The sequence below is a fragment of the Herbaspirillum sp. Her2 genome, assembly GCF_057961375.1.
The window spans coordinates 1,990,431-2,006,953 of the sequence record NZ_CM176331.1 but is presented as its reverse complement, the minus strand read 5'-3'; the positions used below and the strand labels follow the sequence as shown (position 1 = coordinate 2,006,953).

Genomic DNA, 16,523 nt, shown 5'->3' with positions numbered 1-16,523 from the left:
TACTCCCCCTACGATGCAACACGACTTGTTTTCCGCCGGACGGCCCCCGCAAGGGGAGCCGGACTGGCTGTCGCGCGCCCGTGTGCTGCGCGACGAACTGAACCGCCACAACCACAGCTATTACGTACTCGACCAGCCCAGCATCCCGGACGCGGAATATGACCGCCTGTTCCAGGAACTGCAGGCACTGGAAACCGCCCATCCCGAACTGTTGACGCCTGATTCGCCGACGCAACGCGTGGGTGCCGGGCCGCTGCCGCAGTTCGAGCCGGTGCGCCATGACATCCCCATGCTCTCGCTGGGCAACGGTTTCGCCGACGAAGACATCGAAGCCTTCGACAAGCGCGTGCGTGATGGCCTGGAAACCTTGCAGGAAGTGCGCTACGCCACCGAGCTGAAGTTCGACGGCCTGGCCATCAGCCTGCGCTACGAGAATGGCGTGCTGGTGCAGGCCGCCACCCGCGGCGATGGCACCACGGGCGAGAACGTGACCGCCAACATCCGCACCGTGCGTGCCATTCCCCTGCGCCTGCACGGCGAGAGCCTGCCGCAAGTGATCGACGTGCGCGGCGAAGTGCTGATGTACAAGGACGACTTCGCGCGCCTGAATCAGCGCCAGCGCGATGCCGGGCAGAAGGAATTCGCCAACCCCCGCAATGCCGCCGCCGGCAGTCTGCGCCAGCTGGATTCGCGCATCACCGCGCAACGCACGCTGCGCTTCTTCGCCTATGGCATTGGGGTGCTGGAGGGGGCCGAGATGCCGGCTTCGCACTCGGCCCTGCTGGACTGGTACCAGCAACTCGGCCTGCCGGTGTGCAAGGAGCGCGCCGTGGTGACGGGGGCTGCCGGTCTGCTGGACTTCTTCCGCAGCATCGGTGCCAAGCGCGAGAGCCTGCCTTACGAGATCGATGGCGTGGTCTACAAGGTGGACCGGCTGGACCAGCAGAAGCACCTGGGCTTCGTCTCGCGCGCCCCGCGCTTTGCGCTGGCCCACAAGTTCCCGGCGCAGGAAGCGCTGACCGTGGTACAGGACATCGAAGTGCAAGTCGGCCGCACCGGTGCCATCACTCCTGTGGCGCGCCTGAATCCCGTCTTCGTCGGTGGGGTGACAGTCACCAACGCGACCCTGCACAACGAAGATGAAGTCCGCCGCAAGGACATCCAGATCGGCGACACCGTCATCGTGCGCCGCGCCGGTGACGTGATTCCGGAAGTGGTGGCCTTCGTGCCCGAGAAGCGTCCGGCTGATGCGCGCCCCTTCGTCATGCCGGCCAACTGCCCGGTGTGCGGCTCGCCCATCGTGCGGGCGGAAGATGAAGCAGTGGCACGCTGTTCGGGCGGCTGGCTGAAATGTTCAGCACAGCGCAAGGGCGGACTGCAGCATTTTGCTTCACGCCGCGCCATGGATATCGAAGGTCTGGGCGAGCAACTGGTGGAGCAACTGGTGGATCGCCAGGTGGTCAACACGCCGGCTGACCTGTATCGACTGGGCTTGTCGGCGCTGGCCGAACTGGACCGCATGGCCGAGAAATCGGCGCAGAACGTGCTGGATGCTCTGCAGAAGTCCAAGAGCACCACGCTGGCACGTTTCATCTATGCGCTGGGCATCCGCCACGTGGGCGAAGCCACGGCTAAGGAACTGGCGCGCCATTTCGGCGGCATCGACAAGCTGCTCGCCGCCAGTGAAGAACAACTGCTGGAAGTGGCCGATATCGGTCCGGTGGTCGCCGCCTCGATCCGTGCCTTCTTCAATGATCCGATCAACGTCGAGCTGGTCGAGCAATTGCGCGCGGTCGGCGTGCAGTGGCCCGAAAGCGAGGGCGTCGATGCCGGTGCCAAGCATCTGGCCGGCAAGACCTTCGTGTTGACCGGCACCTTGCCCAACCTGTCGCGCGATGATGCCTCGCAGCTGATCGAAGCGGCCGGTGGCAAGGTTTCCGGTTCCGTGTCCAAGAAAACCAGTTACGTGGTCGCCGGGGCCGAAGCCGGCAGCAAGCTGGCCAAGGCCGAGGAGCTGGGCATCGCCATCCTCGATGAGGACGCACTGAAGGCGCTTTGCGCCGGTCAGGATGCGTCAGAAACGTAATCACCTTGTCTTTTTATTCATATAGAATGCCGCCCGTAAGCAGTCCCGTTCCCGGGACTGCGGTGCAGGATTCAACGCATCACGCCATAACAACATAACAAGACCCATCCTTACCTCGGAGTCATGATGATCAAGAAGATCAAGAAAGCCGTTTTTCCTGTCGCCGGTCTCGGTAGCCGCTTCCTGCCCGCCACCAAGGCCCAGCCCAAGGAAATGCTGCCCATCGTCGACAAACCGCTGATTCACTATGCCGTGGAAGAGGCGGTCGCCGCCGGCATCACGGAAATGGTGTTCATCACCGGCCGCAACAAGCGCGCCATCGAAGACCACTTCGACAAGGCCTACGAGCTGGAATCCGAACTGGAAGCCGCCGGCAAGAAGAAGCTGCTGGAGATCGTGCAGAACGTGGTGCCCAAGAACGTCAACTGCATCTTCATCCGTCAGTCCGAGCCGTTGGGACTGGGCCACGCCGTGCTGTGCGCGCGTCCGGTGGTGGGTGAAGAACCCTTCGCCATCCTGCTGGCTGATGACTTCATGGACACCGATGAGGGCGTCAAGCCGGTGCTGGCACAGATGACCGACATCTATGCACGTGAAGGCATGAGCATGCTGGCCGTGCAGGAAGTGCCCAAGAACGATACCCGCCAATACGGCATCGTCAGCGCCACGCCTTACCAGCCGGACCTGGAGCGCATCAACGCCATCGTCGAAAAGCCGGCCCCGGAAGAAGCCCCGTCCACGCTGGCCGTGGTGGGTCGCTATGTGTTGAACAGCCGCATCTTCCATTACCTGGAAAACATCCCGCGCGGCGCTGGCGGCGAGATCCAGCTCACCGACGGCATCGCCAAGCTGATGCAGGCCGAATCCGTGCTGGCCTACCGTTACCAGGGCCAGCGTTATGATTGCGGTTCCAAGCTGGGTTACCTCAAGGCCATGGTGGCCATGGGCCTGAAGCACCCGGAAACCGGTCCGGCCTTCTCGGAATACCTGCAGGAAGTGGCCAGCAAGGCACGCTGATCGCCGCTGCGGTCCAGCGCCAGCCTCTGGCGTGGCGCACTGCTTGCACAATGACGCCCGGTTCCTGCCGGGCGTCTTTCATGGAGAGCTTCAATGGCAATACGCGAGATCCTCAAAATGGGCGACCCGCGCCTGCTGCGCCAGGCGCAGCCGGTCACGCAATTCGATACGCCTGAACTGGCGCAACTGGTGGACGACATGTTCGAGACCATGCGTGCCGTCAACGGTGCCGGGCTGGCCGCGCCCCAGATCGGGGTCGACCTGCAGCTGGTGATCTTCGGCTTCGGCCACAACCAGCGCTATCCGGAGGCACCGGCGGTGCCGGAGACGGTGCTCATCAATCCGGTGCTGACGCCCTTGTCGGACGAGGAAGAAGAGGGCTGGGAAGGCTGCCTGTCGGTGCCCGGCATGCGCGGCGTGGTGCCGCGCTGGAGCCGTTTGCGCTATCAGGGCCTGGACTTGCACGGCAACGAGATTGACCGCACCGTCGACGGCTTCCATGCCCGCGTGGTGCAGCATGAGTGCGATCACCTGCAGGGCATCCTGTATCCGATGCGCATCCGCGACTTCCGCCAGTTCGGATTCACGGAAGTGCTGTTCCCGGATCTGGATCCCAACCAGGACGACTGAACAAGGACGCTGCAAAAAAAACATCCCGGCACCAGGCCGGGATGTTCGTTTCAGGACCGATGAAACCGCATATCGGCCATCAGGCGTTTTCCTTCACACGCTGGTCGATGTGCGCCAACGCCTCTTCCACCTGGTCGATCAGGATCAGGCACAGGTCGCCGGGCTGCAGGGTAGCGAGGGCAGTATCGATGGCGACGAATTCGCCGTTGATTTCCTTCACATCCTTGGTACGCTTGGCCCCTTCGAGGCCCTGGCGCAGCAGCGCAATCACTTCGCCGTCTTCACGGCCGCGCTGGCACTGATCCTGATACAGCACCACTTCATCGAAGGCATCGCCCAGCAGTTCGGTCTGGCGGGTGATGTCGACGTCGCGGCGGTCGCCGGCACCGCTGATGACCACCGAGCGGCGCTTGGCGGGCAGGCTGTCGACGGCCTTGATGAGGGCCTGGATGGCATCCGGATTGTGGCCGTAGTCGGCGATCAGGGTGGCCCCCTTGTAGTCGAACAGGTTGAAGCGACCCGGTGCGGTGCCGCTGTCGCTGATGAAGCTGGCCAGGGCACCGGTGATCTGTTCCCAGTCCAAGTTCAGGGCCCAGGCCGCACCCACGGAAGCCATCACGTTCTCGACCTGGAAGCCGATGGCACCGCTGCGGGTCAGCGGAATGCCGGACAGCTTCAGGCGTTTTTCAAACGTGCCTTGCGCGGCCACGATGGCGTCGCCGTCTTGATAGACGATGCGGTGGCCCTGCGCGCGGTGGGTGGCCATGATGGGGTGGGTCGGGTCCAGCGCGAAGAAGGTCACCGAGCCGGGGCAGGAGGCGGCCATCTTGGACACCATCGGGTCCGCCGCATTCAACACGGCAGTGCCGGTCGGCGCCACGTTCTCGACGATGACGCGCTTGACCACGGCAAGGTCTTCCACGGTGCTGATGTAGGACAGGCCCAGGTGGTCCCCCATGCCGATGTTGGTGACCACGGCCACGGCGCAGCGGTCAAAGCCCAGGCCTTCACGCAGGACGCCGCCACGGGCGGTTTCCAGTACGGCGGCATCCACGTCCGGGTGGAACAGCACATTGCGGGCGCTGCGCGGGCCGCTGCAGTCGCCGGTGTCGGTGCGCTGGCCATCGATGTAGACGCCATCGGTGTTGGTCATGCCCACGCGCAGGCCGGTCTTGGCCAGCAGGTGGGTGATCAGGCGCACGGTAGTGGTTTTGCCGTTGGTACCGGCCACGGCCACCACGGGGATGCGGCCATCGTCGCCATCCTCGTACATGGTCGAGATGATGGCTTCGCCGACATCGCGCGCCTTGCCGTAGGACGGCGAGAGGTGCATGCGCAGGCCGGGTGCGGCGTTGACTTCGACGATGCCGCCGCCTTGTTCTTCCAGCGACATGTGCACCGAATTGCAGACCACGTCCACGCCGCAGATGTCGAGCCCGACCATTTGCGCAGCGGCGATGGCGCGTGCGGCCACATCCGGATGCACGTCGTCGGTGACATCGGTGGCGGTACCGCCGGTGGAGAGGTTGGCGTTGTTGCGCAGGACCACGCGCACGCCCTGGGCGGGAATGGCTTCCGGGTCCAGGTTCTGGCCGGACAGCACCGACAGGGCGATGTCGTCCAGGCGGATCTTGGTCAGCGAGGTGGCGTGGCCGTCGCCGCGCAGCGGATCGGCGTTGACCTGGTCGATCAATTGACGGATGGTGTGCACGCCGTCGCCGATGACTTGCGGCGGATCGCGGCGGGCCGCCGCCACCAGGGTCTTGCCGATGACCAGCAGGCGGAAGTCGTGGCCGGGCAGGTAGCGCTCGACGATGACTTCATCGCTGATCAGGGCGGCGTTGTTGAAGGCGCGAGTGATCTGTTCGGGGGTGCTGATGTTGACGGCCACGCCCTTGCCTTGGTTGCCGTCCAGCGGTTTGATGACCACCGCCGAACCGATTTCCTCGGCGGCCTTCAAAGCATCTTCTACGGTCTCGACCACGCGGCCGTTGGGGACCGGCACGCCAGCGGCGTGCAGCAGCATCTTGGTCAGGTCCTTGTCTTGCGCAATCGATTCGGCGATGGCGCTGGTGTTGCTGGTCTCGGCGGCCTGGATGCGCTTCTGGCGGCTGCCCCAGCCGAACTGGACCATGCTGCCCTGGGTCAGACGGCGATACGGGATGCCGCGCTTGATGGCGGCGTTGACGATGGAGCCGGTAGAAGGGCCCAAGCGTACATCTTCATCCAGTTCGCGGATGCGGGCCAGCGCACCAGTCAGGTCGAAGGGGGTGTCGGCCTGGGCGGCGCGCACCAGTTCCAGTGCCAGGTCGAAGGCCAGGCGGCCGACTTCTTCTTCGCTGTACTCCACCACCACCTGGTAAATGCCGGTCTCGACGGTGGAGACCGTGCGGGTGAAGGTCACCGGGCAGCCGGCCTGGTTCTGCAGCGCCAGGGCGGCAGCGGCCAGGGCGTGCGCCATGGAGACGACCTGCTTGCCGCCATCGGGTTCGAGGAAGCCGATCTGCGGGAAGCGGGCGCGCAGGCGCAGTTCGAAGCCGGGCATGTCATCGATGACGCGCTCGTTTTCCGGGCAGGAAACGATGGCCTCGATGGCAGTGTGTCTGCTCCAGAGATTGGGGCCGCGCAGGGCGCGAATGCGGGATACGTCCATGGACTCGTTTTCCTAGATGTCTCTTGATCTTGATTCAGTCAGTCTTGCAGGTCACGCCGGTTCAGGCGGCCTGGCTCTTGAACTTCAGGCCTTGCTCCTCGGCGCGCTCGGTGCCGAACAGCTCGATGCCGGCACGGATCACCTCCGGGCCGATGCCCAGGGCCCAGGCGGCGCCGACGGCGGCCAGCACGTTCTCGACCTGGTAGGCCACCGCGCCGTTTTCGGTCAGGGGGATGGCATCCACCGAGCTGACCTTGCACTGGCGCTCGCCATCGGCCTGGATCAGGTCGCCATCGCGCAGGAACACGGCGCGGCCGCCTTCCTTCAGGTGGCTGGCCAGCAGTTCGGAAGCCGGGTCGGTGCTGAAGAAGATGACTTCGCCATCGCACAGCTGGGCCATGTCGGCCACCAGCGGGTCGTCGGCATTGAGCACGGCAGCCCCTTCCGGCAGCACCAGGTCGACCTGGGTACGCTTGACCTTGGTGGCGATCTGCTCGGCGTTCTCGATGTAGAACTCGGGCAGGCTGTCGGTGGGATCGATATTGGCGACCACGCCGACCAGGCAGCGGTCATAGGCCAGGCCTTCGGCCAGGATGGCGGCGCTGCCATTCTCGAACACGGCAGCTTCCACGGCGCGGTTGAGCAGCACGCGATGGGCGGCATCCCAGGTGGCGCGGTTGCCGCGCTCGATCTGGCGTTCGCCGAAGTACAAGCCCTCGCCGCAGGCCAGGCCCACGTGCTTGCCCGACAGGTGCACGATACGGGCGATCAGGCGCGAAATGGTGGTCTTGCCATGCGTGCCGGTGACGCCGACGATGGGGATGCGGCCATTTTCTTCCGGGCCGAACAGGTTGTCGATGATGGCTTCGCCGACCGGACGCGGCTTGCCGTCCGAGGGCTTCAAATGCATCAGCAGGCCGGGGCCGGCATTGACTTCGACGATGGCACCGCCCTGGTCCTGCAGCGGGCGCGAGATGTCTTCGGCCACGATGTCGACACCGGCGATGTCCAGGCCGACGATGCGCGCGGCCAGGGAAGCGGCAGCTGCCACGCTGGGGTGGACCAGGTCGGTGATGTCGGAGGAGACATTGCCATTGCGCAGCAGCAGGATGCGGCGGCCGGCGGCGGGGACCGATTCGGTGGTCAGGTTCTGGCGCTGCAGTTCCAGCACGGCGGCCGGTTCGCGGTCCAGCAGCACCGGGTCCAGCAGGTGTTCTTCCAGCAGGCCGCGGCGCGGGTCGCGGTTCAGTTCATCCAGCAGGTCCTGCACGGTGGACTTGCCGTCGCCGACGATGAAGATCGGTTCACCACGGGCGGCGGCGGCCAGCTTGCCGCCGACGATCAGCAGGCGGTGTTCCAGGCCCGGCACGAAGCGCTCGACCAGCACGCCGCTGCCTTCTTCCAGCGCGACCTTGTAGGCGGTCTCGATTTCTTCCCGGGTGTTCAGGTCGATGAAAACGCCGCGGCCATGGTTGGCATCGCAGGGCTTGACCACTACCGGCAGGCCGATGTCCTGGGCGGCATCCCAGGCGTCTGCGGGGCTGTCCACCAGACGGCCTTCGGGCACCGGCACGCCACAGGTTTCCAGCAGCGACTTGGTGAGATCCTTGTCACGCGAGATGCCTTCGGCAATCGCGCCGGTCTGGTCGGATTCGGCGGTCCAGATGCGGCGCGACTTGCAGCCGTGGCCCAGTTGCACCAGGTTGCCTTCGGACAGGCGAATGGTCGGGATGCGGCGCTCGTCGGCGGCGTCCACGATGCAAGCGGTGCTGGGGCCCAGGCACAGGCGATCCACCATGCGGCGCAGCTTGCGCAGAGTGGTGTCGAGGTCGAAGGGCTGGTTTTCCATGGCGGCCAGCACCAGGTCGCGGGCGGCAAAGAGCGCTGCGCGGGTGACCGTTTCATGGCGCGCACGCACCACCACCTTGTAGACGCCGCGCACGTTGGTCTCGCGCGCCTTGCCGAAGCCGCCAGGCAGCCCGGCCAGGTTCTGCAGTTCCAGGGTCACGTGTTCCAGGATGTGGCCGGGCCAGGTGCCTTCGTGCAGGCGGCGCACGAAGCCGCCGCGCTCTTCGTAGCTGCAGCGGTGTTCGATCAGGGTGGGCAACCAGGTGGTGAGGCGGTCGACGAAGCCGGGAATGGTATTGGAGGGAAAATCTTCCAGTTCGCCGATATCGATCCACACTTCGAGGGCGGAGCGGTAGGTCCAGATGTTGGGACCCTTGAGATTCAGAAAACGGAGGAATTCGATGTTTTTCATGTGTGGTGGATAGTCCGCTGTAATTGCCCAAGCCAGGATGCCGATGCTGGCTGCATCGCACGTGCCGCCCTGCGCATGCCGGTCAGCGCTCTGTCAGAATAACGCATGGTTCACTAACGCGCAGGGCGAGTTTTGGTTTACTGCATTTGCCAACTGGAATAACTGAATGAAATGGAGTGTTGCCTTGTGGCAATCAAGAACTGGCTCCGCAGGTGAGAGGGCAGGCCGGAAGGTGCAGGCGAAATGCGAGAATCATGCGGGCAGGCTGGGGGTGGATATGAACGATATTGTCGCAGACTGTCCCGTTGCCGTGGCAATGCGGCCGGAAAAAACGCGCACGCCGTCGTGACCTGAAGCTTTGGGCAGATCAGCCATTCGCATCATGCGGGAAAGATCACCCCCGCGTAGTCGGAAGTGAAATTGCCGGTACACCGTTTGCGGCGCTCTTGCGTTATCGGAGGGCCGCTGCCCGATCGATACCCACGAGGCGGCGCAGTTCGTGGATTTGCAGCAGGGGACGCTGCGCTATAATCGCGCGCTGCCCGCTGGCACATCCTTGCAGGCATCAAGACAACAGGTCCGGCGAGACCTGCACCTCCTAAAACAATAGCCAAACTGCTCACTTCGGGCCTCAACGCTGCCGTTACATGACTACTGACTCAATACCTTCCGCGACCGCCAGCCTGCCCGAGCGCTGGCAAACGGAAACCGCTGCCCGCCTGGTCCAGGGTGAATCCGTGCTGGCCTGGCTGGAACTGGACCTGGACGCCCAGCTGCAATTCAACGCTTCGCTGGTGCTGGCCACCGACCGCCGCCTGCTGGCGCTGGCCCCGGACCGCCAGCAATGGCAGGAGTGGGCCTATCGGCCCGAGCTGCAACTGAAGCATGTCGACCACGCCGGTGTGGGTACCCTGGAGCTGTGCGACGCTGCCAGCCGGCTGGCCGCCTGGCGTTACACCTTGGCCCAGAATCCGCAGGCGCTGCGCCTGGTCAAGCTGTTCGAGCAGCAGCGCGACCTGCTGGCCTCGGGCGTGCAGGCCGAAGAGGAGGGCGACGTCTGCCCGACCTGCAAGGCCGTGCTGCCGGAAGGACAGGAAACCTGTGCCATCTGTCCGGAAACCAAGGAAGCGCCGCCGTCGACCTGGGCGCTGTTCCGCCTCTCGCGCTTCGCCAAGCCCTACAAGGGCTCGCTGCTGCTGGGCTTCCTGCTGACGCTGGCCTCCACCGCCGCCACGCTGGTGCCGCCCTACATGACCATGCCGCTGATGGACAACGTGCTGATCCCGTTCCAGAACGGCACTCCCATTGACACCCACCTGGCCACGCTTTACCTGTCTGGCCTGCTGGGCGCGGCGGTACTGGCCTGGGGACTGGGCTGGGCGCGTACCTACATCCTGGCGCTGGTGTCCGAGCGCATCGGCGCAGACCTGCGCACCACCACCTATGCGCACCTGCTGCGGCTGTCGCAGGAGTATTTCGGCGGCAAGCGCACCGGCGACCTGATGGCCCGCATCGGCTCGGAAACCGACCGCATCTGCGTGTTCCTGTCGCTGCACCTGCTGGATTTCGCCATCGACGTGCTGATGATCATCATGACGGCGGCCATCCTCATTTCGATCAACCCTTGGCTGGCACTGGTGACCTTGTTGCCGCTGCCGTTCATCGCCTGGATGATTCACGTGGTGCGTGATCGTCTGCGCCACGGTTTCGAGAAGATCGACCGCATCTGGTCGGAAGTGACCAATGTGCTGGCCGATACCATCCCCGGCATCCGCGTGGTGAAGGCTTTTGCGCAGGAAAAGCGCGAAGTGGCGCGTTTCCGCGAAGCCAACCGTCACAACCTGATGGTCAATGACCGGGTCAACAAGATCTGGTCGCTCTTCACGCCCACGGTCACCTTCCTGACCGAAGTGGGCTTGCTGGTGGTGTGGGTGTTCGGGATCTGGCAGGTCTCCAGCAACCAGATCACGGTCGGTGTGCTGACCGCCTTCCTGGCTTACATCAGCCGCTTCTATACCCGTCTGGATTCGATGAGCCGCATCGTCTCGGTGACCCAAAAGGCCGCCGCCGGTGCCAAGCGCATCTTCGACATCCTGGACCACGTCTCCAGCGTGCCGGAACCGGCCAACCCGGTGCACCTGGAAAACGTCAAGGGCGCCATCGAAGTGCGCAACATCGGCTTCCGCTACGGCAACCGTGCGGTGATCCGCAACATGAGCCTGTCCATTGCGCCGGGCGAGATGATCGGACTGGTCGGCCACAGCGGTTCGGGCAAGTCCACCATGGTCAACCTGATCTGCCGCTTCTACGATGTCTCCGAAGGGGCGATCCGCATCGATGGCGTGGACATCCGTTCGCTGCCCATTTCCGAATACCGCCGCAACATCGGCCTGGTGCTGCAGGAACCCTTCCTGTTCTTCGGCACCATTGCCGAGAACATTGCCTACGGCAAGCCGGAAGCCACCCGCGAGGAAATCATCGCGGCGGCCCGTGCGGCCCATGCGCATGAGTTCATCCTGCGCCTGCCGCAAGGCTATGACTCGCTGGTCGGTGAGCGCGGCCAGGCCCTGTCGGGCGGTGAGCGCCAGCGCATCTCGATTGCGCGCGCGCTGCTGATCGACCCGCGCATCCTGATCCTGGACGAGGCCACTTCCTCGGTCGATACCACCACCGAAAAGGAAATCCAGAAGGCGCTGGACAACCTGGTCCAGGGCCGTACCACGATTGCCATCGCGCACCGCCTGTCGACCCTGCGCAAGGCTGATCGCCTGGTGGTACTGGATCGCGGCCAGGTGGTCGAAGTCGGCAACCACGAAGAATTGATGGCCCGGGAAGGGCATTACTACAAGCTCTACCAGGCCCAGGCGCGCAATCCTGAGGGCGATGCCGAGGTCTCGGTGAGCGAAGAAGAGAAGGGCGAATAAGCCATGAGCACCACCAACAATTCTGCCCAAAGCTTCACCCTGGAACGCAATGCTTTCGGACGTCTGGTCTTGACCGACGCCCAGGGCGGCCTGCACGAGCACGTGATTCCGGTACGTGCATTTCCGGTCACATCGCCCGATCGCGGCCTGTCTCTGGTCAGCAGCGACGGCCACGAGCTGGCCTGGATCGATACCCTGGAGGAAGTGGATGCGCCCACGCGCCGCCTGATTGAGGAAGAACTGGCCAGCCGCGAGTTCATGCCGGAGATCCAGCGTATCGTCAGCGTGTCGACCTTCGCCACGCCCAGCGACTGGACCGTGCAGACCACGCGCGGTACCACCACCTTCACGCTCAAGGGCGAGGAAGACATCCGCCGCCTGGCCGCGCCGGCGCTGCTGATTGCCGACAGCCACGGCATCCAGTTCCTGATCCGCGACCAGAAGGCGTTGGACAAGCACAGCCGCAAGATCCTGGATCGTTTCCTCTGATCCTTTTTGCCTGCGGCAAAAAAGAACGGCCCTGATGATGAATCAGGGCCGTTCTTGTATGGAGCGGGTTGAGGCTCAGAACTTCTCATCCGGCCGCAGGTAGCGCCACTGTCCGGTCGGCAGCTCACCCAGCTTGACCCCGCCGATGCGCACGCGCTTCAAGCCGATTACCTTCAGTCCGACCATGTCGCACATGCGGCGGATTTGGCGCTTCTTGCCTTCGCGCAGGGTGAAGCGCAACTGATCCTCGTTCTGCCACACCACCTTGGCCGGACGCAGCGGCTTGCCATCCATGATGAGGCCGTGGTTCAGGCGCTTGAGATCGGATTCGGGCAGCTTGCCGGGACGCGTGTATTGCACGCGCACCAGGTATTCCTTGTCGACCGCCGAATCCTCGCCAATCAACTGCTTGGCGATGCGGCCATCCTGGGTCAGTACCAGCAAGCCCACCGAATCGATGTCCAGCCGCCCGGCCGGCACCAGGCTCTTCAGCTGGCGCGGGTGGAAGCGCATCTCGGTCTGGTCTTCAGCCCAGCGCGATTGTTCATTGACCAGCACCATGGCCGGCTTGTAGCCATCCTCGGCCTGGCCGCTGACGTAGCCCATGGGCTTGTTGATCAGGATGGTCACACGCTGGGCCTGCTCGGCGCTGGCTTGGCGTTCCACGGTGACCTTCTGGTGCGGCAGCACCTTGCTGCCCAGCACCGACACCACCTGGCCATCCACGCGCACCCAGCCTTTTTCTATCCATTCGTCGGCTTCGCGGCGCGAGCACAGGCCGAGTTCGGACATGCGTTTGGAAAGTCGTACAGGTTCAGTCATGGGGATTGCCTTGCGAAAAACGGAGGCCGGCCAGCGGCGAGGGTGAGATTGTACGGCCAGCCGCGCCGCCGCGCCAGACTGGGGCGGCAGCGCGGACAGGGTGATGCGGGTCAGATGCGCAGGGTCTGCAGCAGTTCGGTTTCCAGCATGATCTGGTTGCGCGGCTGGGACAGGCCGGGGCCGTCGATCAGGAAGACGTCTTCCACGCGCTCGCCCAAGGTCATGACCTTGGCGGTATGCAGGTTGATGCGGTACTTGGCCAGCACGTTGGAGATCGAATACAGCAGCCCGGCGCGGTCATTGGCCGAGACCGACAGCAGGTAGTACTGGCCGCGCTCATCCGGGCGCAAATCCACCGACGGATTGACCGGGAAGGTGCGCGACAGGCGCGACAGGCGAGCCTTGGAAGGAGCCGGCAGCGGGGCGTCGGACTGCAGCAGGGCCCCCAGTTCGTGCTCGATCAGGTTGATGATGTCGCGGTAGTTCTTGGCGAACACCGGGGCATTGATCAGGAAGGCGTCCAGCGCGTAATCGTTGCGGGTCGTGTGGATCTTGGCGTCGAAGATGCTGAAGCTTTTTTCGTCGAAATAGCTGCAGATGCGCGCAAACAGGTCAGGGCGGTCGGGCGTGTAGACCGCTACCTGAACGCCTTCGCCAATGGGCGCCAGGCGGCAGCGCACCAGCGGTACGCCGGTATCGACCTTGTCGTAGAAGCAGCGCGTCTGCCAGGCGATGTCGGAGGCGTCGTGGCGCAGGAAGTAGGCCACGTCCAGCTGCTTCCACAGCGCTTCGTGGGCGTCGGCCGGCAGGCCGTACAGGCGCAGGGTCTTGATGGCTTCCTGCTGGGTATTCTTCAGTTCGCGGTCGGCCGAGGGCGCTTCGCCGCCCAGCACGCGCAGGGTCATGCGGTACAGGTCTTCCAGCAGCTTGCCCTTCCAGGCGTTCCAGACCTTGGGGCTGGTGCCGCGGATGTCGGCCACCGTCAGCAGGTAGAGCGCGGTCAGGTGGCGTTCGTCCTTGACCAGCTGGGCGAAGGCGGTGATGACGTCGGGGTCCGACATATCCTGCTTCTGGGCCACGTGCGACATGGCCAGATGCTGCTCCACCAGGAACACGATCAGCTCGGTATTGTCCGGCGAGATGCCGTGCTGCTCGCAGAAGGCGCGCGCATCGTCCATGCCCAGCTTGGAGTGGTCGCCGCCCCGGCCCTTGGCGATGTCGTGGAACAGCGCCGCGATGTACAGCACCCAGGGCTGGCCGAAGTTGGCCATGAGCTGGCTGCAGAAGGGATATTCATGCGCATGTTCGCTCATCGTGAAGCGGCGTACGTTGCGCACCACCATCAGGATGTGCTGGTCCACCGTGTAGACGTGGAACAGGTCATGCTGCATCTGGCCGACGATCTGGCGGAAGTTCGGCAGGTAGCGTCCCAGCACGCTGGTGCTGTTCATGCCACGCAGGGCGTGGGTGATGCCGCGCTTGCTCTGGATGATCTGCATGAACAGGCGATGATTTTCCGGATTGGCGCGGAAGGCATTGTCGATCTTGAAGCGCGCATGCCATAGCGCACGCAGGGTGCGCGCCGACATATCCTTCAGTTCCGGATGCTCGGAGAGCACCAGGAAGACTTCCAGCATGGCTGACGGCGTCTCCTCGAAGACCTTGTCATGGGCGATGTCGACGAAGCCGTTGACCTCGTTGAAACGCTCGTTGAGCGGGCGCGGCACCGCCTGCTGCGGGAACAGGTGGGCTTCGATGTTCTGCAGCAGGATGGTGTTGAGCTGCGTGACCGCCTTGGCCGCCCAGTAGTAGCGCTGCATCAGATATTCGCTGGCGCGGCGGGTGTCGGTGGTCTTGAAGCCGAAGGTCTCGGCGAGCTGGGTCTGGATGTCGAAGACCAGCCGGTCTTCGCGGCGGTCGGTCAGGATGTGCAGGCGGATGCGAATGTCCTTGAAGGCGCGTTCCTTCTGGCGCAGCTGGCGCGCCTCGGTGGAGGTCAGCATGCCGTGTTCGGCCAGCTCGCCCCAGGAGTTGCCCAGGCCCGCCGCCTTGGCCACCCACAGGATCACCTGCAGGTCGCGCAGGCCGCCGGGGCTTTCCTTGCAGTTGGGTTCGAGGCTGTAGGGCGTATCTTCATATTTGATGTGGCGCTGGCGCATTTCCAGGGTCTTGGCCTGGAAGAAGGCCAGAGGGTCCAGCGCGGCATGGTAGCGCTCCTGCAATTTCTTGAAGAGGGCGCGGTTGCCGGTCACCAGGCGGGCTTCCAGGAGGCTGGTCTGCACCGTGATGTCGGCGGCCGATTCATCCAGGCATTCGTCGATGGTGCGGATGCTGTGGCCGATTTCCAGGCCGATGTCCCAGAACAGCTGCACCAGGGATTCCAGCTTTTCCTTCTTGGCGGCATCCGGGGCCTGGTCCAGCAGGATCAGCACATCCACATCCGAATGCGGGAACAGCTCGCCCCGGCCATAGCCGCCCACGGCCACCAGGGCGGCATTGCCGGACATGCCCAGTTCTTCCCAGGCAGTGGTGAGGGCTTCGTCCACGTTGCGGCGCAACTGGGCCAGCAACTGCTCGGTCTTGTGGTTGGACTGGAACACCTCGATGGCTTGCTGGCGCGCGGCCTTGAGCTGTTTCTTGAGCGTGATGGCGAGTGTGGGCATCGTGGTCGGCAATTAAGGCAAGCAGGGCGGCGGGGCGGCGCCTATATGAACAAAGCCGCATCCCCATGCGGCTTTGCGCTCGAAGCAGGTTTCGTGCCGGAAACTGTGTGCAGGGTGGAGGGGCACATGGTTCCGGCCGCCTGGGTCACGCCGGGGTGGCGGCCTGGTTCTGGATGAAGGCCGGCGGTGCCGGCATGCCGGGCGACACCGTCAGCACTTCGAAGCCGGTCTCGGTGACCAGCACGGTGTGTTCCCATTGGGCTGACAGGCTGCGGTCCTTGGTCTTGATGGTCCAGCCGTCGCCCATTTCGCGGATCTCGCGGCGGCCGGCGTTGATCATCGGTTCCACGGTGAAGATCATGCCGGCTTCCAGCTTCTCCAGCGTACCGGGGCGGCCGTAGTGCAGGACTTGCGGTTCTTCATGGAAGACCTTGCCGATGCCGTGGCCGCAGAACTCGCGCACCACGCTGTAGCCGGCCTTTTCGGCGTGCTGCTGGATGACGTGGCCGATGTCGCCCAAATGTGCGCCCGGCTTGATCTTGGAGATGCCCAGCCACATGCATTCATAGGTGATCTCGGTCAGGCGGCGTGCCAGGATGGACGGCTCGCCCAGGAAGAACATGCGGCTGGTGTCGCCGTGGTAGCCATTCTTGATGATGGTGACGTCGATGTTGAGCACGTCGCCGTTCTTCATCACCTTGTCGCCGGGGATGCCGTGGCAGATCACGTCATTCAGTGAGGTGCAGATGGCCTTGGGGTAGGGCGTGTAGCCCGGCGGGCAGTAGTTCAGTGGGGCCGGGATGCTGCCTTGCACGTTGGTCATGTACTCGTGGCAGAGGCGGTCGATCTCGCCGGTGGTCACGCCCGGCTTCACGAAGGGGGTGATGTAGTCCAGTACCTCGGCGGCCAGGCGGCCGGCCACGCGCATGCCTTCGATGTCTTCGGCGGTCTTGATGGTGATGTTGCCCATGATGAATCG

At 64.2% G+C, this 16,523-nt stretch carries 10 protein-coding genes; 5 read left to right on the top strand and 5 right to left on the bottom strand.

Annotated elements, in window-relative coordinates; all coding sequences use genetic code 11:
• The first annotated feature begins 13 nt into the window (after positions 1 to 13).
• From ligA to def, 3 genes are all read left to right on the top strand, one after another.
• Complete coding sequence (ligA, locus tag ACWHXP_RS09075) at positions 14 to 2,086, top strand: NAD-dependent DNA ligase LigA (protein WP_489633974.1); 2,073 nt, start codon at positions 14 to 16, stop codon at positions 2,084 to 2,086.
• A 126-nt stretch (positions 2,087 to 2,212) separates the two neighbouring features.
• A complete protein-coding gene (gene galU, locus ACWHXP_RS09070; RefSeq protein WP_039789660.1) occupies positions 2,213 to 3,103 on the top strand; it encodes a UTP--glucose-1-phosphate uridylyltransferase GalU in 891 nt (296 codons plus the stop codon).
• A gap of 93 nt (positions 3,104 to 3,196) precedes the next feature.
• Positions 3,197 to 3,733: a peptide deformylase gene (gene def / locus ACWHXP_RS09065; RefSeq protein ID WP_489625397.1), complete on the top strand. Its 537-nt coding sequence runs from the start codon at positions 3,197 to 3,199 to the stop codon at positions 3,731 to 3,733.
• A 79-nt stretch (positions 3,734 to 3,812) separates the two neighbouring features.
• Here def and cphA read toward each other — a convergent pair whose 3' ends face one another.
• On the bottom strand, positions 3,813 to 6,386 hold the full coding sequence (gene cphA / locus ACWHXP_RS09060; RefSeq protein ID WP_489633975.1) for a cyanophycin synthetase: 2,574 nt from the start codon (positions 6,384 to 6,386) through the stop codon (positions 3,813 to 3,815).
• 61 nt (positions 6,387 to 6,447) lie between these two features.
• Positions 6,448 to 8,646: a cyanophycin synthetase gene (locus ACWHXP_RS09055; protein WP_134222264.1), complete on the bottom strand. Its 2,199-nt coding sequence runs from the start codon at positions 8,644 to 8,646 to the stop codon at positions 6,448 to 6,450.
• 647 nt (positions 8,647 to 9,293) lie between these two features.
• On the opposite strand from ACWHXP_RS09055, the gene ACWHXP_RS09050 reads away from it, so the two are divergent.
• Entirely contained in the window at positions 9,294 to 11,570 is a 2,277-nt protein-coding gene (locus ACWHXP_RS09050) for a cyanophycin metabolism-associated ABC transporter (RefSeq protein WP_489633976.1), read from the top strand.
• A gap of 3 nt (positions 11,571 to 11,573) precedes the next feature.
• A complete protein-coding gene (locus ACWHXP_RS09045) occupies positions 11,574 to 12,059 on the top strand; it encodes a cyanophycin metabolism-associated DUF1854 family protein (RefSeq protein WP_121039976.1) in 486 nt (161 codons plus the stop codon).
• Between the two features lie 75 nt (positions 12,060 to 12,134).
• Here the strand turns inward: ACWHXP_RS09045 and ACWHXP_RS09040 are convergent, their stop codons facing one another.
• From ACWHXP_RS09040 to map, 3 genes are all read right to left on the bottom strand, one after another.
• A complete protein-coding gene (locus ACWHXP_RS09040; protein ID WP_034332946.1) occupies positions 12,135 to 12,881 on the bottom strand; it encodes a pseudouridine synthase in 747 nt (248 codons plus the stop codon).
• Between the two features lie 110 nt (positions 12,882 to 12,991).
• Complete coding sequence (locus ACWHXP_RS09035; RefSeq protein ID WP_489633977.1) at positions 12,992 to 15,544, bottom strand: [protein-PII] uridylyltransferase; 2,553 nt, start codon at positions 15,542 to 15,544, stop codon at positions 12,992 to 12,994.
• A gap of 145 nt (positions 15,545 to 15,689) precedes the next feature.
• The gene (gene map / locus ACWHXP_RS09030; RefSeq protein WP_489633978.1) at positions 15,690 to 16,514 is read right to left on the bottom strand and encodes a type I methionyl aminopeptidase; all 825 of its coding nucleotides are present in this window, start codon (positions 16,512 to 16,514) and stop codon (positions 15,690 to 15,692) included.
• Positions 16,515 to 16,523 lie beyond the last annotated feature (9 nt).

Excerpts from the sequence above, each read along its gene's own strand:
- galU (WP_039789660.1), top strand. The coding sequence starts at position 2,213 with ATGATCAAGAAGATCAAGAAAGCCGTTTTTCCTGTCGCCGGTCTCGGT.
- map (WP_489633978.1), bottom strand. The coding sequence starts at position 16,514 with ATGGGCAACATCACCATCAAGACCGCCGAAGACATCGAAGGCATGCGC.
- cphA (WP_489633975.1), bottom strand. The coding sequence starts at position 6,386 with ATGGACGTATCCCGCATTCGCGCCCTGCGCGGCCCCAATCTCTGGAGC.
- ligA (WP_489633974.1), top strand. The coding sequence starts at position 14 with ATGCAACACGACTTGTTTTCCGCCGGACGGCCCCCGCAAGGGGAGCCG.
- ACWHXP_RS09050 (WP_489633976.1), top strand. The coding sequence starts at position 9,294 with ATGACTACTGACTCAATACCTTCCGCGACCGCCAGCCTGCCCGAGCGC.
- def (WP_489625397.1), top strand. The coding sequence starts at position 3,197 with ATGGCAATACGCGAGATCCTCAAAATGGGCGACCCGCGCCTGCTGCGC.
- ACWHXP_RS09040 (WP_034332946.1), bottom strand. The coding sequence starts at position 12,881 with ATGACTGAACCTGTACGACTTTCCAAACGCATGTCCGAACTCGGCCTG.
- ACWHXP_RS09045 (WP_121039976.1), top strand. The coding sequence starts at position 11,574 with ATGAGCACCACCAACAATTCTGCCCAAAGCTTCACCCTGGAACGCAAT.
- ACWHXP_RS09035 (WP_489633977.1), bottom strand. The coding sequence starts at position 15,544 with ATGCCCACACTCGCCATCACGCTCAAGAAACAGCTCAAGGCCGCGCGC.
- ACWHXP_RS09055 (WP_134222264.1), bottom strand. The coding sequence starts at position 8,646 with ATGAAAAACATCGAATTCCTCCGTTTTCTGAATCTCAAGGGTCCCAAC.